Source organism: Promicromonospora xylanilytica (assembly GCF_054782895.1).
The window spans coordinates 397,822-414,265 of sequence record NZ_BAAGRP010000075.1; the positions used below are offsets into that span (position 1 = coordinate 397,822).

Here is a 16,444-nt window from a genome sequence, read left to right on the forward strand (position 1 = left end):
GGCCTCAGCAGCCCTTGAACCGGGCGTCGTCGGCCCAGCCGGCGTCCACCCAGTCCTCCGGGTCCGCGGGGACGGGACCGGCGTAGCGCGCCGCGAGCTCCTCCACCAGCCAGCCGGCGAACCGAGCGGCGCCCTGCTGGCAGGTGTGGATGCCGTCGTCGCTCCGGTCGGGCTTGCCGTCGCGCAGCCGCTGATAGGTATCGCCCCACACGACCGAGCTGTCGAGGAACACCGCCCGCCCGTCCGAGCCTGCGGCAACCTCCCGCGCGACGTCGTCCGTGCGGTCGAGGTCGGTCATGTGCGGCGCGTAGAAGTCGTCCGGCCGGATCGGCGGGAAGGGGACGAGCACGAGCTCCGCCCCCGCGTCCGCGGCGGTACGCACCAGCCGTTCGTAGCCGTCGCGCTGCTCCTGCCGGGTGCCCCAGTCGTACGTGGTGATCTGGTAGACGATCACGTCCGGCTCGGCGGAGGCGATGGCGCCGGGCAGATCGGCCCAGGTCGACTCGGCGAGCGGTCCGACCACCCCGCCGCCGCCGTCCGCCGCGACCGACTCCAGGGTGAGGCCGGTGGCCGTCATGGCCGCCTCCAGCGGCAGGGCCTCACCGGCGGCCACGGAGTCGCCCATGAACAGGACCGTGGACAGCCTCGAACCGGACTCCGCCCCGGTGCCGGAGCCCGAGCCCGACCCGATGGCTCCCGCGTCGACCTGGACCCCGGCGGGCCGTGGCACGACCACCCAGAACAGGGCGAGCGCCACCATGACAGCGGCGACAGCGGCGAGCCCGGAGCGGCCCCTCGCCCAGCCGGCCCGGTACCGGACCGGGTTCTCGACGAGCACCGTGGACAGGGTCGCGAGCAGCACGGAGACCACGCACACGGCCAGCGTGTGCGGCCACCCGGTCAGCCCGAGGCGCTGCTCCGGCAGCAGCAGGAAGACGGGCCAGTGCCACAGGTACAGGCTGTACGAGACGAGCCCCAGCGCGCGGAGCGGCCGCCACCCGAGCAGCCGCGCGAGCGGGCTGCCGGGCGCCTGCACGCAGAGCACGACCAGGAGCGCGGCGAGCAGCGAGTGCGCGAACAGCCCGCCCTGGAACAGCCACGGGGTGGCCTCGCCCTCGGCCGTCCACCAGAGTGCCGCCAGCGCGGCGGCCAGCAGCACCAGGACCACGTCGGCTCGCCTGCCGACCAGCCGCGCCAGGGTGCGTCGCACCGGTCCGGTCGCCACGAGGGCGCCCAGCATCAGCGAGAACGCCCGGGTATCGGTGCCGGTGTAGACGCGGGTCGTGTCGGCCGGGTCCACCAGCATCAGCATCAGCACCAGCGAGGCCGCCGACACGACGACCGCCGTCCAGGCCACCCACGTCTCCACCCGCGTCTCCACCCGCCGCGACCGACGCGCGAGGAGCAGCAGCACCACCGGCCAGACCAGGTAGAACTGCTCCTCGACGGCGATGCTCCACAGGTGCCCGAAGAGCCTGCCGGCACCGAACCCCTCCCAGTAGCCCGCCGAATCGTCGAGCAGGTGCCAGTTCACCAGGTTCGCCTGCACCCACGGCCCGTCGGACAGCGCGGTCCGCCACAGGTCGGCGTCGCCCAGCACCCGGGCGAGCACCGTGGCGCCCACGAGCACGGTCGCCAGCGCGGGCAGCAGACGGCGGGCCCGGCGCCCCCAGAACGCGGTCAGCGACACCGTGCCGCCGGCCCGGACCTCGCGGAGCAGAAGGTCCGTGATCAGGTACCCCGACAGGGCGAAGAACAGGTCGACGCCGAGGAACCCGCCGCCGAGGTGGCCCGCGTGGAACAGGAGCACCCCGAGGACCGCCACGCCGCGCAGCCCGTCCAGGGCAGGCAGGTGCCCGGCACGCCCGGCCTCGCGTCCCGTACCGGGCGGCGCCGCGAGCGCCGCCGCGTCGTCGCGAGTGCCCGCGCCCGTAGCCAGGTTCATGCTCGGCACCCCGGCACGACGTCGAAGGTGTAGCCCGCCGCGGCCAGCCGTGGCAGGGCGTGCCGCAGGGCCGCGACGGTCTGGGTCCGGTCGCTGCCGCCGTCGTGCATCAGCACCACGTCGCCACTCTCGGCCTGCAGCAGCTGGCCGGCGATGGCCTCGGCCCCGGGGCGGGTCCAGTCCTCGGTGTCGACGTTCCACCGCACCTGCGGCATCCCGCGTGCGGCGAGGTCGGCGGTCACGTCGTGGTCGGTGGAGCCGTACGGCGGTCGCACGCACGGGCTGTCGGAGCCGAGGCGGGCGAGCAGGCGGGCGGTCTCGCCCAGCTCGTGCTCGCGGGCGTCCGCGTCGACCCGGGTGAGGTCGGCGTGGCTCCAGGTGTGGTTGGCGAGGGCGTGACCCTCCGCGACGATCCGGCGCCCCAGGTCGGTCTGCCCCGCGAGGTTCTGGCCCAGCGCGAAGAAGACCGCCTTGGCGTCGTGCTCGCGCAGCACGTCGAGGATCTCGACGGTCTCGTCGCCGGGCCCGTCGTCGAACGTCAGGTAGAGCACCTTGTCACCGGCGCCCGCGGCCGTGGGGGTGCCGAGGAGGCTGTAGGCGGTGTAGCCGGCCATGGCGAGCGCCAGTGCAGCGCCGGCGGCCAGGAGTCGTCGGGTTCTGTTCATGCGTCCGACGTTCCCGGCCGCGTGTCCCGGTGGGGTCGCCGCGATGTCGCAACCGTGTCGCAGACCGCCGGCAGGCATGGCTGGGCGGCCGGACCTCCTCGATACTTGAGCCATGTCGCGCATCCTGCTGATCGAGGACGATCCCTCGGTCCGCATCAGTCTCGCCAGGGCGCTCGGCAGGTACGGGCACGACGTCGCGTCGGCGCCGTCCGGCGAGGAGGGACTCCGGCAGTTCGGGGACCACGCCGCGGAGCTCGTCGTGCTCGACCTGATGCTGCCGGGCATGGACGGCTTCGAGGTGTGTCGCAGGATCCGCGCCGCCGGGACCGTCCCGATCGTCATGCTCACCGCCCGCGGCGACGACATCGACGTGGTGAGCGGTCTGGAGGCCGGCGCGGACGACTACGTGGTCAAGCCCGTCGAGCCCCGCGTCATCGACGCCCGCATCCGCGCAGTGCTCCGGCGCGGCGCCCCGGACCGGTCCGGCGGGTCGACGGCGACCTACGGCGACCTGGTCGTCGACCGCTCCTCGATGACGGTGACCCGGGCCGGGCGGGACGTCGCGATGACGCCGACGGAGCTGCGCCTGCTGCTGGAGCTGTCCGCCTCCCCCGGTCAGGTGCTGAGCAGGCAGCAGCTCCTCGAGTCGGTGTGGGAGCACAGCTACCTGGGTGACTCGCGGCTGGTGGACAACGGGGTGCAGCGGCTGCGCGCCAAGATCGAGGCGGATCCCGCCGCCCCGGTGTACATCCAGACCGTGCGGGGCTTCGGCTACCGGTTCGGGCCGGTGTAGACCTCTGGACGGCATGCGTGGGGCACGCGGGACCCGGCGGTCCAGGGGCTGGTGGCCGAGGAGCCTGCGCGCGCGGGTGATCCTGGCGTTCGTGGCGGTCGCGATGGTGGCCGCCACCGCGGCGTCCGCCGCCGGGTACGCCGCGGCGCGCGCGTCGCTCGTCGACGAGACGCAGCGGCGGGCCGTCGACTCGGTGCGGGACCAGATCACGCGGCTGGCGCCGGAGGTGACGTACCCGCCCGACCAGCAGGCCCTGGACCGGCTGCGCACCTCGCTCGGCGCCGACTCGATGGTCACGTACGAGGGCCTGACGTCGGCGTCGGGCGGCGCTCTCGGCCTGATCAGCGACGAGCTGCGGGCCGACGTCGCGACGAGCGGCCGGTTCGCGGTGCAGCGTGTGGTCGACGACGCGGGGCCCAGGCTGGTCCTCGCCACCCCGATCCTGGTGACGGACGTGGACGGCCGGCAGCGCGACTCCGGCATCGAGGTGTACGTGGTGCAGGACCTTGCCCCGACCCAGGCGCAGCTGGACCGGTGGACCCGCGTGGTGGCGCTGACCATCGCGGGCGCCCTGCCGCTGGCCGTCGTGCTCGCGCTCCTGGTCTCCCGCAGCGTGCTGCGCCCCATCCAGCGGCTCGCGCACAGCGCCGACCAGCTCGCGGCGGGGAACCTCGGCACGCGTCTGACGCCGTCCGGCCGGGACGAGCTGGCGGACCTGGCGAACACCTTCAACGACACGGCCGCCGCGCTGGAGCGGTCGGTCGGCGAGCTGCGCGACCGGGAGGCGGAGGCCCGGCGGTTCGTCGCGGACGTGTCCCACGAGCTGCGGACGCCGATCATGGCGCTGGCCTCGATCATGGAGATGCTGGAGGCCGACGCGCGCGACCGGTCGCCGGAGGAGCTGGAGCTCGCGACGATGGCCGTCGACCGGACCCGGAAGCTCTCCCGGCTCGCCGAGGACCTGCTGGAGCTCTCCCGGCTCGACGCGGGTGCGGTGGAGCTCCGGCTGGAGCACGTCGACGTCGCCCACGTCGTGGCGGACACCGTCCGCACGCGAGGCTGGAGCGACGCCGTCGACGTGCGCCTGACGGGTCCCGTACCGGCGAGGGTCGACGTGCGCAGGCTGGACATCTCCGTCGCCAACCTGGTGGGCAACGCCCTGCGGCACGGCAGCCCTCCCGTCGTCGTCGAGGTCCGGGCGGAGGCGGACGACGTGCTCGTCATGGTGACCGACCACGGTCCGGGGCTGCCCGACGGTGTCGCCGCGGAGCGGCTCTTCGGCCGCTTCTACAAGGCAGACTCGTCCCGGACGAGGTCCGACGGCAGCGGGCTCGGGCTGGCGATCACGCTGGTGAACGCCCGGCTGCACGGCGGCGACGTGTCCGCACGCGATGCGCCCGGGGCGGGGGCCCGCTTCGAGCTGCGCCTGCCCCGCCGGCTCGACGACGACGTGCCCGAGGACAGGCCTGAGGACGCACGAGGAGGCGACGATGAGCGTGCGTAGGGCGGTCCGCGCCACGGCCGCCGCACTCACCCTGGCCACCTGCGCACTGGCCGGCGGCTGCGGCGTGGGCGCGAGCGGGGTCGAGGACGGCGGCGAGGCGCCCACCGGACTGGCGACGGGTCCCACCCTCTACTTCGTCGACGACGCCGGGCGGCTGCGGCCCGACGTCCGGGACACCGGTCGTCTCGGCACGGCGCTGGGGGCGGTGCAGCTGCTCATGGCCGACACCGAGCCCACGGCGGAGGGCCTGCACAACGAGGTCCCCGTGACGACCACCCGCACGATGGTGGAGGACGCCGGGGACTACGTGACGATCTACCTGCCGCTGCGCAGCGCCGACATCAGCGCCGTCGGGGTGGACCAGATTCTCTGCACGACCGCGGCCGTGGTGGCTGCCTCGGGCCGTGACGTAGCGGACGTGACGATCTCGGTCCGGCCCACCCACGGCCCCGTCGTCACCCGCCCCTGCCCGCTCGTCGGCTGACGTCGGCTTCGGCGTCGAGAACGGCCGGAGGTCCGGCCCGTCACATCGACGCTCCGCGCGCCGTCACACCGTTGACGCCACCGAGAACGAGGATGTGACCGATGACCCCCGACGAGCTGGCCATCGCCTTCGAGAAGCACCGTCCGCGCCTGCGCGCCGTGGCCTACCGGATGCTCGGCAACCCCGACGACGCCGACGACGCCCTGCAGGAGACCTGGCTGCGCCTGAACCGCACCGGCTCCGAGGGCATCGACAACCTCGCGGCCTGGCTGACGACGGTCACCGGCCGGATCTGCCTCGACATGCTCCGCTCCCGGTCGACCCGCCGCGAGGACCCGCTCCCGACCGGCCTGCCGGACGACACCGCACCGGAGATCCTCGACGAGGACTCCCCCGATCCCGCACGACAGGCCGAGCTGGCCGACATCGTCGGGCTGGCCCTGCAGGTGGTGCTGGAGAGCCTCGACCCCGCCGAGCGCCTGGCGTTCGTGCTGCACGACCTGTTCGCAGTGCCCTACGAGCAGATCGCACCCGTGCTGGGGCGGTCGGTCCCTGCGGCGCGCCAGCTCGCGAGCCGCGGCCGGCGGCGGGTGCAGTCCGGGTCTGCTGTGGCGCGGTCCGACGGCGGCACCCGGTCACCCGCCGACACACGGACCGACCGGCAGGTGGTCGAGGCGTTCCTCGAGGCCTCCCGCACGGGTGACCTCGCGGGACTCCTCGCCCTGCTCGCGCCGGAGGTGGTGCTGCGGGCGGACCAGTCCGCGGTCGACTCGGCCGCCGCCCACGCCGACCGGGGCGCGCCCCTGCTGGCCCGGGAGATCCGTGGCGCCGCCGCGGTGGCGGAAGCGTTCCGCGGTCGGGCGAAGCTGGCCGTGCCCGCGCTCATCGACGGATCGGTCGGGTTCGCCGGGGCGCCGGGCGGCATCCCGCGCTTCGTGTTCTCGGTCGTCGTGCACGACGGGCAGGTCGCCGCGATCGACCTGACCGCCGACCCGGACGCCGTCGCCGGCATGCACGTGGTACTGCTCGGCCCCTCGTGACCGGCGGTCGTCCACCGATGGCGGGGCGACCCGCACGACCGGCCCAGGGCGGGATACGCGCAACCAAGGGTTGCGCATCTTGCTCCGGCGGCGTAGGTTCATACGCAACCAAAGGTTGCACTACGAGACGCTGGAGGAACTGAGATGGCTGACATCCTGCACCGGGTCGGAGCGGTGGCGCCGCTGGAGAAGGTGTACGAGGCTCTTGCGACACCTCGAGGCGTCGCAAGCTGGTGGACGCAGGACACGACGGGCGACGGATCGGTCGGCAGCACGCTGACGACGACCTTCAACGACGACGCGGGCGAGCGGCTCGGCTTCTTCGAGCTCGAGGTCACGGAGCTCGACCCGGCGGGTTCGGTGGACTGGATGGTCACCGGAGGGCCCGACGAGTGGATCGGCACGCACATCCACTTCGACCTCAAGGAGGAGGACGGGTACACGATCGTGCTGTTCAGCCACACCGGCTGGAAGGAGCCGGTGGAGTTCATGAACCACTGCAGCACCAAGTGGGCCACGTTCCTGATGAGCCTCAAGAGGTTCGTCGAGACCGGCACGGGCGAGCCCTCGCCGCACGACGTGCAGATCAGCAACTGGCACTGAGGCGTGGTCTTCTTGCACCCGGACACTGCGAAAGGTTGGTCGGCGATGGAGTACGGAACGATCGAGCGAGAGATCTACATCGAGGCATCCCCCCAGGTCGTCTTCGACGTGGTGAGCAGTCCCGAGCACGTGCGGGAGTGGTGGTCCGACGAGGCGGAGTTCGGCCCGGAGCCCGGTGAGCCGGGCTGGATCGGCTTCGGGGACCTCGCCCAGGACGGCCACAAGGCTCAGCTCACGGTTGCCGACGCGGTGCCGTACACGCACTTCTCGTTCCGCTGGACCCACGAGGAGGGAGAGGTGGCCGGCCCGGGAAACTCCAACCTGGTCGTCTTCGAGCTGGCGCCCTCGGGAAGCGGCACGCTCGTCCGGTTCACCGAGAGCGGCTTCCGCGAGTGCGGCTGGGACGAGGCGAAGGCGGCCGCCGAGCACGCCGACCACAGCTCCGGCTGGGACCACTTCCTGCCGAAGCTGAGCACGTACGCCGCGAAGGTGGGCGCGGACACATGAGCGTGACGGTCGACGACGACCTGTGGTCGGCGATCGGGGACCCGACCCGTCGACGGATGCTCGACCTGCTGCTGAGCGACGGCCGCGGGACGGCCACGAGCCTGAGCGAGCAGCTGCCCGTGTCCCGGCAGGCCGTGGCGAAGCACCTCGGAGTGCTCGACGAAGCCGGGCTGGTGCACGCCACCACGGCCGGCCGGGAGCGGCTCTATCGCGTCGACCAGGCACAGCTCGCGCGCGCGGTCGGGCAGCTGATGAAGGTCGGCACGGCCTGGGACGGCCGCCTCGGACGCATCCGCCGGATCGCCGAGCGCGTCCAGCGTGCGGCCGACAGCGGCAACGGGTCCGGCGGGGAGCCGCCTTCCTGAGCCCGTGCTCACCGATGTGGCCGGAGGGCTCCGTCCAGCGCGGTCGCGAGCTCCTCCGCCACGCCGTCGGCATCGTGATGCCCGACCACGGCGTCCGCCGAGGCCAGCACGTCGGGGTGGGCGTTCGCCACGGCGATGCCCCGGCCCGCCCAGGTGAGCATGGGCAGGTCGTTGGGCATGTCGCCGAAGGCCCAGACCTCGGAGGCGTCGACCCCGAGCCGTGTGCACCAGCGGGCCAGCGCGGCCGCCTTGTCGACGCCGGCCGGCATGAGCTCGGCCAGGCCGACGGCACCCGAGTACGCGAGCTGCGCGTGCGGGCCGACAGCGCCGCGGACGGCCGCGAAGAACCGCTCCTGCGCCAGCCGGATCTCCTCGGGCGGGTCGAGGAGGATGCCCGGCGGAGGGATGTACGCGGGGTCGAGCGCGAGGATCTTCGACACGGGTCCGGCCGCGCCGAGCGTGTCCTCGACCGGCACCGACCACAGCGCGGGGTCCAGCGCCGGCTCCCGGTTGGGGTAGGCGGGGTCGAACGCGACGCCGTCGGGCCGCTCGAAGGCGAGCGCTGCGTGCGGCAGCTCGGCGCGGATGCCGGCCACGACGGCGCGCACGGCGTCGTCGTCGAAACCGCAGGTGTCGAGCGTCTCGCCCGTGGCGAGGTCGAGCACGCACGCCCCGCCGATGCAGATGACCCGGCCGTGCCCGCCGACCGTGTCGGCGAGGTGGGTGAGCCAGCGGGGCGGGCGGGCCGTCACGAAGACCACCTCGACGCCCGCCGCGTCCAGGTCGGCGAGCACCTGGCGGGTGCGGTGGGAGACCTTGCCGTCGCTGCGGAGCAGCGTGCCGTCGAGGTCGGTGGCGATCACGCGCGGCAAGGCGGTCACTGCTGCCTCCAGGGGTTGATGGCGCGGGCACCCGGCGGCTCGTGGTCGGCCGCGTCGAGGAACGCGCCGTGATCCGGTCGCGGGTCCGGCACGGACGTACACCCTATGCGGCGGGCGGCGTGACGTGGAAGGCCACCCGAGGGGCTACATGATTTACATGTTATAACGTGTACCAGAACCACGGAACCACGACCTCGGAGGCACGGAATGGCCGGCGACAAGGACTCGACGCACTACGGCCCGGGCGGCCGTGGCTTCTACGGCGCAGTGACGGTGAGCGAGCGCGGGCAGATCGCCATCCCGGCCCAGGCGCGGCGCGACCTCGGGATCGGCGCGGGCGACAAGCTCCTGGTGCTCGCCGACCCCGAGCAGGGCCTCGCGCTGATGACCATCGAGACGCTGACGCGCAACCTGCAGGGTTCCTCGTCCCTGCTGGCGATGATCCAGCAGCACGCCGACGACGAGGCCGACCCGGAGGAGAAGCCGTGACCGGCCCCGGTACGTCGGCGTCGACCATGCCCACGCCGTCGGCGCGCAGGGCACTGGCTCCCGACCTCGCGCGCGGCGGGATGCTGCTGTTCATCGCCCTCGCGCACGCCCCGCTGTTCGTCTCCGCGATCGACCGCGGGCCCGAGGTGGTCAACGAGGTCACGAAGGTCGTCCACCTGCTTCTCGTGCACAACCACGCACGGCCGCTGTTCGCCTTCCTCTTCGGCTACGCGCTGGTGCAGATGATGAACCGGCGGCAGAGCCGCGGGGCGAGCTGGTCCGACGTGCGCGGGCTGGTGCGGCGACGAGGCTGGTGGCTCGTGGCCATCGGCGGTGTCCACGTGCTCCTCTTCACGCCGCTCGACATCCTGGCGCCGTACGGGATCGCGGGGCTGCTGCTCGTCTCACTGCTGCGGGCCAAGGACGCCACCCTGCTCCGGGTGGCGGGGCTGACGCTCGTTCCCGCGACAGCCGCGGCCGCCGTCGGGATGTGGCTGCCGCTGTCGCAGGGCATCTCGAGCTACACCGTGGGCAGCGTGGCCACCGGCGACCGGAGCTGGACCGAGGCATTCGTCGACCGGGCGGCCGGCTGGCCGTACGGGCTGGTCATCGGCATCCTGCTGGTCATCCCGGGGGTCGTGCTCGGGATGTGGGTGGCGCGCCGCCGCGTCCTGGACGAGCCGGAGAACCACCGCACCCTGCTGTGGCGGTTCTCGGTCGTCGCGACGGTGGTGTCGGTCCTCGGCGCGTTCCCCGCCGTGCTGGTCGAGCTCGGCGCGTGGTCGAACGGGAACCCGGTCACGGTCCTGGTGGCCTCGGTCGCGCAGCCGCTCACCGGCTATGCGGGCGGGATCGCGCTGGCCGGGTTCATCGCGCTGGTCGCACTCACCGTGGCCGACCGACCCGGGCGGGTCACGACCGCGATCCAGGCGCTCGGCCAGCGGTCGATGAGCATGTACCTCTTCCAGACCGTGGTGTGGGTAGGTGTCTTCGCACCCTTCGGGCTGGGTCTGGAGGACCGGATGGGGCTCGCGGGTGCCTCAGGCGTCGCGGTCGCCACCTGGGTGGTCTCGGTGCTCATCGCCGACCTGATGCGCGCCGCCGGCCATCGCGGCCCGGCGGAGATCCTGCTGCGCCGGCTGTCGTACCCGAAGGCGATGACGGCTACCCGCTGAGCCCGGACCGCCCGGCCGTCACGCGCCGAGCTCGGCCACGGACCGGCCCTTGGGGAAGAGGGAACCGACCAGGACCCGGTCGAGGCCGGGCAGCTTCATGGCACGGAACCCCCACCGGCGCAGCACGAGCGTGGCCGTCCTGGTCGGCACGAACCACTCGGTGACCCGGTCGCGGGCAGCGCGCTGGACCTCGGTGACGACCGGCCGCCAGCGCCGTTCGTAGTCGGCGACCCCCTCCGGCACCGACGACGCAGCCTGGAGCCGTTCGGCCAGCAGGTACGCACCGGCGACACCGAGGGACGCACCCTGGCCGGCGACGAGCGAGACCGCGTGGGCGGCGTCGCCGACCAGGGCCACCCGCCCGTCCGTCCACCGCGGCGTGATGGTCTGGGCGACCTGGTCGTAGTAGATCTCGCCGGACGGCGGACACCGGTCCATCGCCCGCTCGACCAGGGCACCCATCCCGGCGAACGTCCGGCGCAGCGCGTCGCGCGAGTCCTCCGGCAGCGCCGGGTCGTCGGTGCGGAACACGGCGAAGATCGCGACCCGGCCCTCGTCGAGCCCGTAGAAGCCGATCTGGCGGTTGAGCGTCTCCGTGAGCACGAACCTGCCGCGGACGCGTTCGAACACCTCGGGGTCCGTGAACACGAACGCCGCGGTCTGCATGCCGAGGTAGCGCAGGTAGTCGCGCTCCGGACCGAAGACCAGCGATCGGACGCCGGAGTGCACACCGTCGGCCCCCACGACCAGGTCGGCGTCGACGGTGGTGGCGTCCGAGAGCTCGACCACGCCGTCCGCCAGCCGGTCGACGGTGGTGCCGTAGCGCAGGTCGACCGCTCCGTCGACCGACTCGCGGAGCAGCCGTTCGAGCTCCGGCCGCATGATGCTGACGATCTTGCCGTCGATCGCCCTGGCGAAGAGGGAGTAGTCGACACCGACGGTCTTGCGCCCGCGGTCGTCGATGTAGCTGAACTCCTCGACGGGGCTCGCGAGCTCCCGAAGCCGCGGCTGCAGCCCCATCGCGGTGAGGGCGTCGAACCCCGGACCGAAGAAGTCGACCATGTACCCCTGGGCACGCGGCCCGGGCGCCCGGTCGACGACGTGGACGTCCCAGCCGTGGTGGTGCAGGCGGTTGGCGAGGGCGAGGCCGGCGATGCCGGCGCCGCTGATCAGTGCTCTCATCGTCGCGCTCCGTTCGGTTCGGTGGACTCCGTGCCGGCGAGCGTGCGCAGGAGGGGTGCGATCCGCCGGCCGGTGAGCTCCGGGTCCAGGCCCTTGTGCAGGATGAACCCGTCGAACACCGCCATGACCACGCTCGCGGCCGCGTCCGGGGCGGGGTGGCCCGCCTCGGCGAGGGCCGCGGCGAGGGCGGTGTGGAACCGGGCCAGGATCGCGCCCATGCGCTCGCGCAGCTCGGTGTCGCGGGTCGCGGCCAGGTAGCCCTCGATGAAGAGCAGGGACGCGGGGTCGGTGCCGTCGTACCGGTCGAGCTCGAGCAGCATGGCCTCCACGCCGTCCGCGGGGCTCGCCGCGTCGGTGAGCAGCGACGCCGTGCCGTCGAGCACGCCACTCATCGCCTCGAGCGTCGCCTGACGCAGCAGCGCCTGCACCGACTCGAAGTGATAGTGCACCAGCCCGTACCGCACCCCGGCACGCTCGGCCAGAACCCGGGTGCTCACCCCGCCCCAGCCCACCTCGCCGATCAGTTCCCGCGCGGCCTGCAGGAGGCGGGCCCGCACGTCCCTGCCGCGTTCGGCATTGGTCTGACCGGGCACCCAGCGCCTCCTTGGTCGATCGTCTTGTACGACTGACCAAACATAACCCTCACATGCGCCGATGTACAGGGTCAGCCGACGACCAAGGCCCCCACCGACACGAGCGCGGACGCGACGAGCAGGCCGAGCACCACGCGCTCGTAGCGTGCGCTGCCGAACGCGTGGAACACGCGGGACCCCACGAGCTGCCCCAGCAGCGCCGCACCGACGAGAGGCAGCCACAGCGCGTAGGTCTCCCACGTCCCCGCGAGGACCAGCGCGGCGACGCTCAGCGGCAGACGCACCAGCGACACGGTGACGAGGGTGTCGCGCATCGCCTGCGGCGTCAGGCCACGATGGACCAGGTAGTAGACGCTCGGCGGTCCCCCGAGGGACGTCGAGGTGCTCAGCGCACCCGAGAGCAGCCCGGCGGGCACCGCCCAGGCAGGCCGGACGACGACGCCGCGCTCCCGCGAGCGCAGGCGCAGGACGACCGCGGCGAGGACCACACCGGCGACGAAGACCTGGAGCCCGGCCGCCGGCAGCGCCGCCAGGAGCCAGGCGCCGGCCAGCATGCCCGGCACGGACCAGCCGGCCAGCGCCCACACCTCACGACCGACAGGACGAGGCACGCTGCGCCGCATCGCGAGGATGGCCACGTCGCAGGCGGTGCCGGTGAGGATGATCGTCGACACCGCCTCGGCGCCGCCGATGGTCGCGGCGAGCACCGGGGCGCTCAGCAGCGCGAACCCGAACCCGGACAGCGACTGCAGCACCGCACTCACGAGGATCAGGCCGAAGAGAGCGCCGAAGAGCACACCGCTGTCGAGAGGCACCGGGTCAGGCGGCCCGAAGCCCCGCGGCCGGCAGGATGATCTCGTCGATGTTGGCGATCAGGAACTCCCGGTCGACGGGGATGCGCAGCATCAGCGTGCGGTACGCGACCATCGCGGGGCCGACCATGCAGAGCTTCTCGACGTCGAGGTCCGCACGGACCTCTCCGCGGTCGATCGCACGCTGGAAGAAGACGCGGTTGACGGCCGCGCGCGGCTCGACCAGCGCCTCGTGCGCGGCGGCGGCCAGCTCGGGGTTGCGGGCGATCATGGAGACGATCCCCGCCATCACCTTGAGCTTGCGCTCGCTGTCGCGGATGCTCGGCGGCCGCACCATGGCGACCAGGTCGCCGCGCAGCGTCCCCGTGTCCGGCAGGCTGTCGAGGTCCAGGTCGCTGCCCTTCATGCACGCGACCGCGTCGAGCACCAGGTCGGCCTTGGACGACCACCGGCGGTAGACGGTCGCCTTGCCCGCCTTGGCCCGCGACGCGACGAGGTCGATGGTCATCCCGTCGTAGCCGGTCTCCGCCAGCACGTCGAGCGCGGCGTCCAGGATCTCGGGGTCGCGGGTGTGGTCCCGCTTGCGCCCGAGCCGGGGTCTCGCCTCGGCCTGCTCGGTCTGCGTCATCGCAGTCGCCCTCCTCCCTCTGTCCGTCCCGACCTTACCGTCAGGTTAATTATTGAACCAGCCCTTTCCGGAACTACTCAGTTCCGTATATGGTCCTCGCATGTCCGATACCGAAACACCCGCGACCGACCGCCGGCGCTGGATCACGCTCGTCGTGGTCGGGCTCGCCCAGCTCATGGTGGTGCTCGACGCGACCGTCGTGAACATCGCGCTCCCGTCCGCCCAGGCCGACCTCGGCTTCTCGGACGGCCAGCGGCAGTGGGTCATCACCGCGTACTCCCTCGCCTTCGCCAGCCTGCTCCTGCTCGGCGGACGGCTCTCCGACCTCATCGGCCGCAAGCGCACCTTCGTCATCGGCCTCGTCGGGTTCGCCATCGCCTCGGCCCTCGGCGGCGCCGCGGGCTCGTTCGAGCTGCTCGTCGCGGCTCGCGCACTGCAGGGCGTCTTCGGCGCGCTGCTGGCCCCCACCGCGCTCGCCGTGCTGACCACGACGTTCACCGTGCCGAAGGAGCGTGCCCGGGCCTTCGGCGTCTTCGGCGCGATCGCCGGTGCCGGCGGCGCCGTGGGCCTGCTCCTCGGTGGGGTCCTGACGGAGTCGCTCGACTGGCGCTGGAACCTCTACATCAACGTGTTCATCGCGGCGGTCGCCCTCGTCGGCGCGCTCGTCCTCATACCGCGCGCCGAGCAGGCCGGACCCCGGCCGAAGCTCGACGTGCCCGGCACCGTGCTCGTGTCCGGTGCGCTCTTCAGCCTCGTGTACGGCTTCTCGAACGCGGAGACCGGGGGCTGGGACGGACCCCAGACCTGGGGCATGCTGGCCGGCTCCGTCGTGCTGCTGGCGGCGTTCGTCGCCTGGCAGGCGCGAGCGGAGCACCCCCTGCTGCCGCTCTCGATAGTCCTGGACCGCAACCGCGGCGCCGCCTACGTCTCGGTGCTGATCGCCGGTGCGGGGATGTTCGGCGTCTTCCTCTTCGTCACCTACTACCTGCAGCTCACGCTCGGGTACTCACCCATCCGGACGGGTCTCGCGTTCCTGCCGATGATCGCGATGCTGGTGCTCGCCGCCCAGCTGGGCACCAATGTGTTCGTACCCCGGTTCGGCCCCAAGCTCATGGTGCCGGTGGGCATGACGCTCGGCGCCGCCGGCATGGTCGGCCTCACGTTCCTCGACGCCTCCAGCTCGTTCGCCCCGGACGTGCTGCTGCCGCTGATGATCGTCGGGTTCGGGATGGGCACGATCATGCCCGCGTCGATGCAGACCGCGACGCTCGGCGTGGACCGGCAGTTCGCCGGTGTCGCCTCGGCGATGGTGAACACGAGCCAGCAGGTCGGCGGCTCGATCGGCACCGCGCTGCTCAACACCCTTGCCGCCACCGCGGCGGCCGACTACCTCGTGGCCAACGCGCCCGTGACCGAGGCGGTCGGGGCGGACGCGGCGATCGCCGGCTACGCGACCGCGTACTGGTGGGGCGCAGGGCTCTACGCCCTCGGGGCGGTGCTGTCGGCGCTGCTGTTCCGCCGGCGCGGCGACGGCCTGTCCCTCGCGACCTCGCGCCCGGCCCCCGCCGAGGCGCGGGACCTGGCCCCGGTCGGCTGAACCCCGGCCTCGTTGAGTGCTGGATATTCGCCCCGATCCGGTCCGGTCCGGGGCGAATATCCAGCACTCAACGGTGGCTGCTCGACCAACGGATGAGACGTCAGCGGTAGTTCGTGGATCGCAGTCCGGTCCACCGGCACGTTCTGGTGAGAGCGACAACGGCCGGGAACGTTGGAGTTCCAACGTTCCCGGCCGTTGGTCGCGTTGGGGCCGGATGGGCTGGCGCGGACCTCTTGCGGACTATCTGCGGACTGGCATCGGGCCGTGTCTTAGGGCGCGTGCAGGCCATCGGTCGGCTCGGACCCGGTGCCCTCCAGTCGATTCAGTTGCTCTTTCCACGTCTCAGCCTCGCCATCCTCCAGCTCCCGCACCCAGACACCGTCGGTAGCCACCTCCACCGCCTCGGAACGTGAGTCTGAGCAGTTGCTACGGGGGTTGGGCGATGTGTCACATGCGGCAACTTCAAGAAGCGCATAGTAGAGCACCGTGAATCGCGCCGATTCGGGCTCGTTGTCGACTACGTCGCCCGCCAAGCCGAAGTTCATCGGCAACGTCGGTTCGATGGCATGCGCGAGCAACCCTGCTTCAACACTCGCCACGAGTTCCATGCGGGGCTTCTGGTCGTTGAGCGTGTCCCTAGCGGTTCGATACTCGCCGAGAGTCGGTTGGCACGGCGAGTCCGGGGCAAGTCGTTTGTCGGTGCCGGGAACGCACGATTCCCAGCGTGCCGCCGCCGCCGTCGCGTATGTATCCAGAGCATCGAAGTACTCGATGTACGCCGCCCGTCGGAGGTCTCTCTCCTGCGCTTCGGCGACAGCGTTGGCGGCGGCGCTTGTTCCGGCCATGGTGAACCCACCACCGATCAGAGCACCCGCCAGCCCTACTGCACCTGTAATTGCAGCCACCGCGATGTTCGACCTGGACGTTATGGCGGTGTTCCGTGGAACTCTGGGCTGCCCCGCAATACGGCGAGATGTCCGCATGCCCGATATTCAACAGCACCGCGTGCCCCCGGTCAGAGTGAGAAGCGTGACTTCACCCCGGGTCATAGCCGATCTGAGGTGAAGTCCCCGCGAACTAGGCAACGGTGTTTGACTCAGAGCGTTATTCACGGTGGTGGGCCGGCTCGTGAGCTGGTCACGTCCTTACCAGCATCGTTGCTGGTCAGTGGCGAGCTTCGG

General features: G+C 72.3%; 18 protein-coding genes. 10 read left to right on the forward strand and 8 right to left on the reverse strand.

Annotated features, from left to right (window positions below):
* Positions 1-4: 4 nt before the first annotated feature.
* Positions 5-1,945, reverse strand: coding sequence for an acyltransferase family protein (locus tag ACYVK7_RS25960; protein ID WP_460890603.1), 1,941 nt, complete (start codon positions 1,943-1,945; stop codon positions 5-7).
* Complete coding sequence (locus ACYVK7_RS25965) at positions 1,942-2,610, reverse strand: polysaccharide deacetylase family protein (protein ID WP_460890604.1); 669 nt, start codon at positions 2,608-2,610, stop codon at positions 1,942-1,944. Before ACYVK7_RS25965 ends, ACYVK7_RS25960 begins: the two co-directional genes overlap by 4 nt.
* A gap of 112 nt (positions 2,611-2,722) precedes the next feature.
* On the opposite strand from ACYVK7_RS25965, the gene ACYVK7_RS25970 reads away from it, so the two are divergent.
* From ACYVK7_RS25970 to ACYVK7_RS26000, 7 genes are all read left to right on the forward strand, one after another.
* Positions 2,723-3,403 (forward strand): response regulator, encoded by a 681-nt coding sequence (locus ACYVK7_RS25970; protein WP_460890605.1) that lies wholly within the window; start codon positions 2,723-2,725, stop codon positions 3,401-3,403.
* A 76-nt stretch (positions 3,404-3,479) separates the two neighbouring features.
* A complete protein-coding gene (locus tag ACYVK7_RS25975; protein WP_460890606.1) occupies positions 3,480-4,907 on the forward strand; it encodes an ATP-binding protein in 1,428 nt (475 codons plus the stop codon).
* Positions 4,894-5,391 (forward strand): hypothetical protein, encoded by a 498-nt coding sequence (locus ACYVK7_RS25980; protein WP_460890607.1) that lies wholly within the window; start codon positions 4,894-4,896, stop codon positions 5,389-5,391. Before ACYVK7_RS25975 ends, ACYVK7_RS25980 begins: the two co-directional genes overlap by 14 nt.
* A 101-nt stretch (positions 5,392-5,492) precedes the next feature.
* Complete coding sequence (locus ACYVK7_RS25985) at positions 5,493-6,431, forward strand: sigma-70 family RNA polymerase sigma factor (RefSeq protein ID WP_460890608.1); 939 nt, start codon at positions 5,493-5,495, stop codon at positions 6,429-6,431.
* A gap of 144 nt (positions 6,432-6,575) precedes the next feature.
* Positions 6,576-7,034 (forward strand): SRPBCC family protein, encoded by a 459-nt coding sequence (locus ACYVK7_RS25990; RefSeq protein WP_460890609.1) that lies wholly within the window; start codon positions 6,576-6,578, stop codon positions 7,032-7,034.
* 45 nt (positions 7,035-7,079) lie between these two features.
* Entirely contained in the window at positions 7,080-7,541 is a 462-nt protein-coding gene (locus ACYVK7_RS25995) for an SRPBCC domain-containing protein (protein WP_460890610.1), read from the forward strand.
* Complete coding sequence (locus ACYVK7_RS26000) at positions 7,538-7,906, forward strand: ArsR/SmtB family transcription factor (RefSeq protein ID WP_460890611.1); 369 nt, start codon at positions 7,538-7,540, stop codon at positions 7,904-7,906. Before ACYVK7_RS25995 ends, ACYVK7_RS26000 begins: the two co-directional genes overlap by 4 nt.
* 8 nt (positions 7,907-7,914) lie before the next feature.
* Here the strand turns inward: ACYVK7_RS26000 and ACYVK7_RS26005 are convergent, their stop codons facing one another.
* Positions 7,915-8,787, reverse strand: coding sequence for an HAD family hydrolase (locus ACYVK7_RS26005; protein WP_460890612.1), 873 nt, complete (start codon positions 8,785-8,787; stop codon positions 7,915-7,917).
* A gap of 207 nt (positions 8,788-8,994) precedes the next feature.
* Here ACYVK7_RS26005 and ACYVK7_RS26010 point away from each other — a divergent pair, with 207 nt between their 5' ends.
* Together ACYVK7_RS26010 and ACYVK7_RS26015 are read left to right on the forward strand one after the other, a co-directional pair.
* Positions 8,995-9,276 (forward strand): AbrB/MazE/SpoVT family DNA-binding domain-containing protein, encoded by a 282-nt coding sequence (locus tag ACYVK7_RS26010; protein WP_460890613.1) that lies wholly within the window; start codon positions 8,995-8,997, stop codon positions 9,274-9,276.
* Complete coding sequence (locus ACYVK7_RS26015; protein WP_460890614.1) at positions 9,273-10,451, forward strand: DUF418 domain-containing protein; 1,179 nt, start codon at positions 9,273-9,275, stop codon at positions 10,449-10,451. The genes ACYVK7_RS26010 and ACYVK7_RS26015 overlap by 4 nt, the downstream gene beginning before the upstream one ends.
* An 18-nt stretch (positions 10,452-10,469) precedes the next feature.
* On the opposite strand, the gene ACYVK7_RS26020 is transcribed toward ACYVK7_RS26015, so the two are convergent.
* The 4 genes from ACYVK7_RS26020 to ACYVK7_RS26035 all read right to left on the reverse strand — a co-directional run bounded on the left by ACYVK7_RS26020 (position 10,470) and on the right by ACYVK7_RS26035 (position 13,666).
* Complete coding sequence (locus ACYVK7_RS26020; protein ID WP_460890615.1) at positions 10,470-11,633, reverse strand: FAD-dependent monooxygenase; 1,164 nt, start codon at positions 11,631-11,633, stop codon at positions 10,470-10,472.
* Complete coding sequence (locus ACYVK7_RS26025; protein WP_460890616.1) at positions 11,630-12,226, reverse strand: TetR/AcrR family transcriptional regulator; 597 nt, start codon at positions 12,224-12,226, stop codon at positions 11,630-11,632. The genes ACYVK7_RS26020 and ACYVK7_RS26025 overlap by 4 nt, the downstream gene beginning before the upstream one ends.
* 71 nt (positions 12,227-12,297) lie before the next feature.
* Positions 12,298-13,041 (reverse strand): sulfite exporter TauE/SafE family protein, encoded by a 744-nt coding sequence (locus tag ACYVK7_RS26030; protein ID WP_460890617.1) that lies wholly within the window; start codon positions 13,039-13,041, stop codon positions 12,298-12,300.
* A gap of 4 nt (positions 13,042-13,045) precedes the next feature.
* A complete protein-coding gene (locus ACYVK7_RS26035; protein WP_460890618.1) occupies positions 13,046-13,666 on the reverse strand; it encodes a TetR/AcrR family transcriptional regulator in 621 nt (206 codons plus the stop codon).
* A 100-nt stretch (positions 13,667-13,766) separates the two neighbouring features.
* Here ACYVK7_RS26035 and ACYVK7_RS26040 point away from each other — a divergent pair, with 100 nt between their 5' ends.
* Positions 13,767-15,263, forward strand: a complete 1,497-nt coding sequence (locus ACYVK7_RS26040; protein ID WP_460890619.1) for an MFS transporter — start codon at positions 13,767-13,769, stop codon at positions 15,261-15,263.
* 269 nt (positions 15,264-15,532) lie between these two features.
* On the opposite strand, the gene ACYVK7_RS26045 is transcribed toward ACYVK7_RS26040, so the two are convergent.
* A complete protein-coding gene (locus ACYVK7_RS26045; protein WP_460890620.1) occupies positions 15,533-16,108 on the reverse strand; it encodes a hypothetical protein in 576 nt (191 codons plus the stop codon).
* Positions 16,109-16,444: the final 336 nt, after the last annotated feature.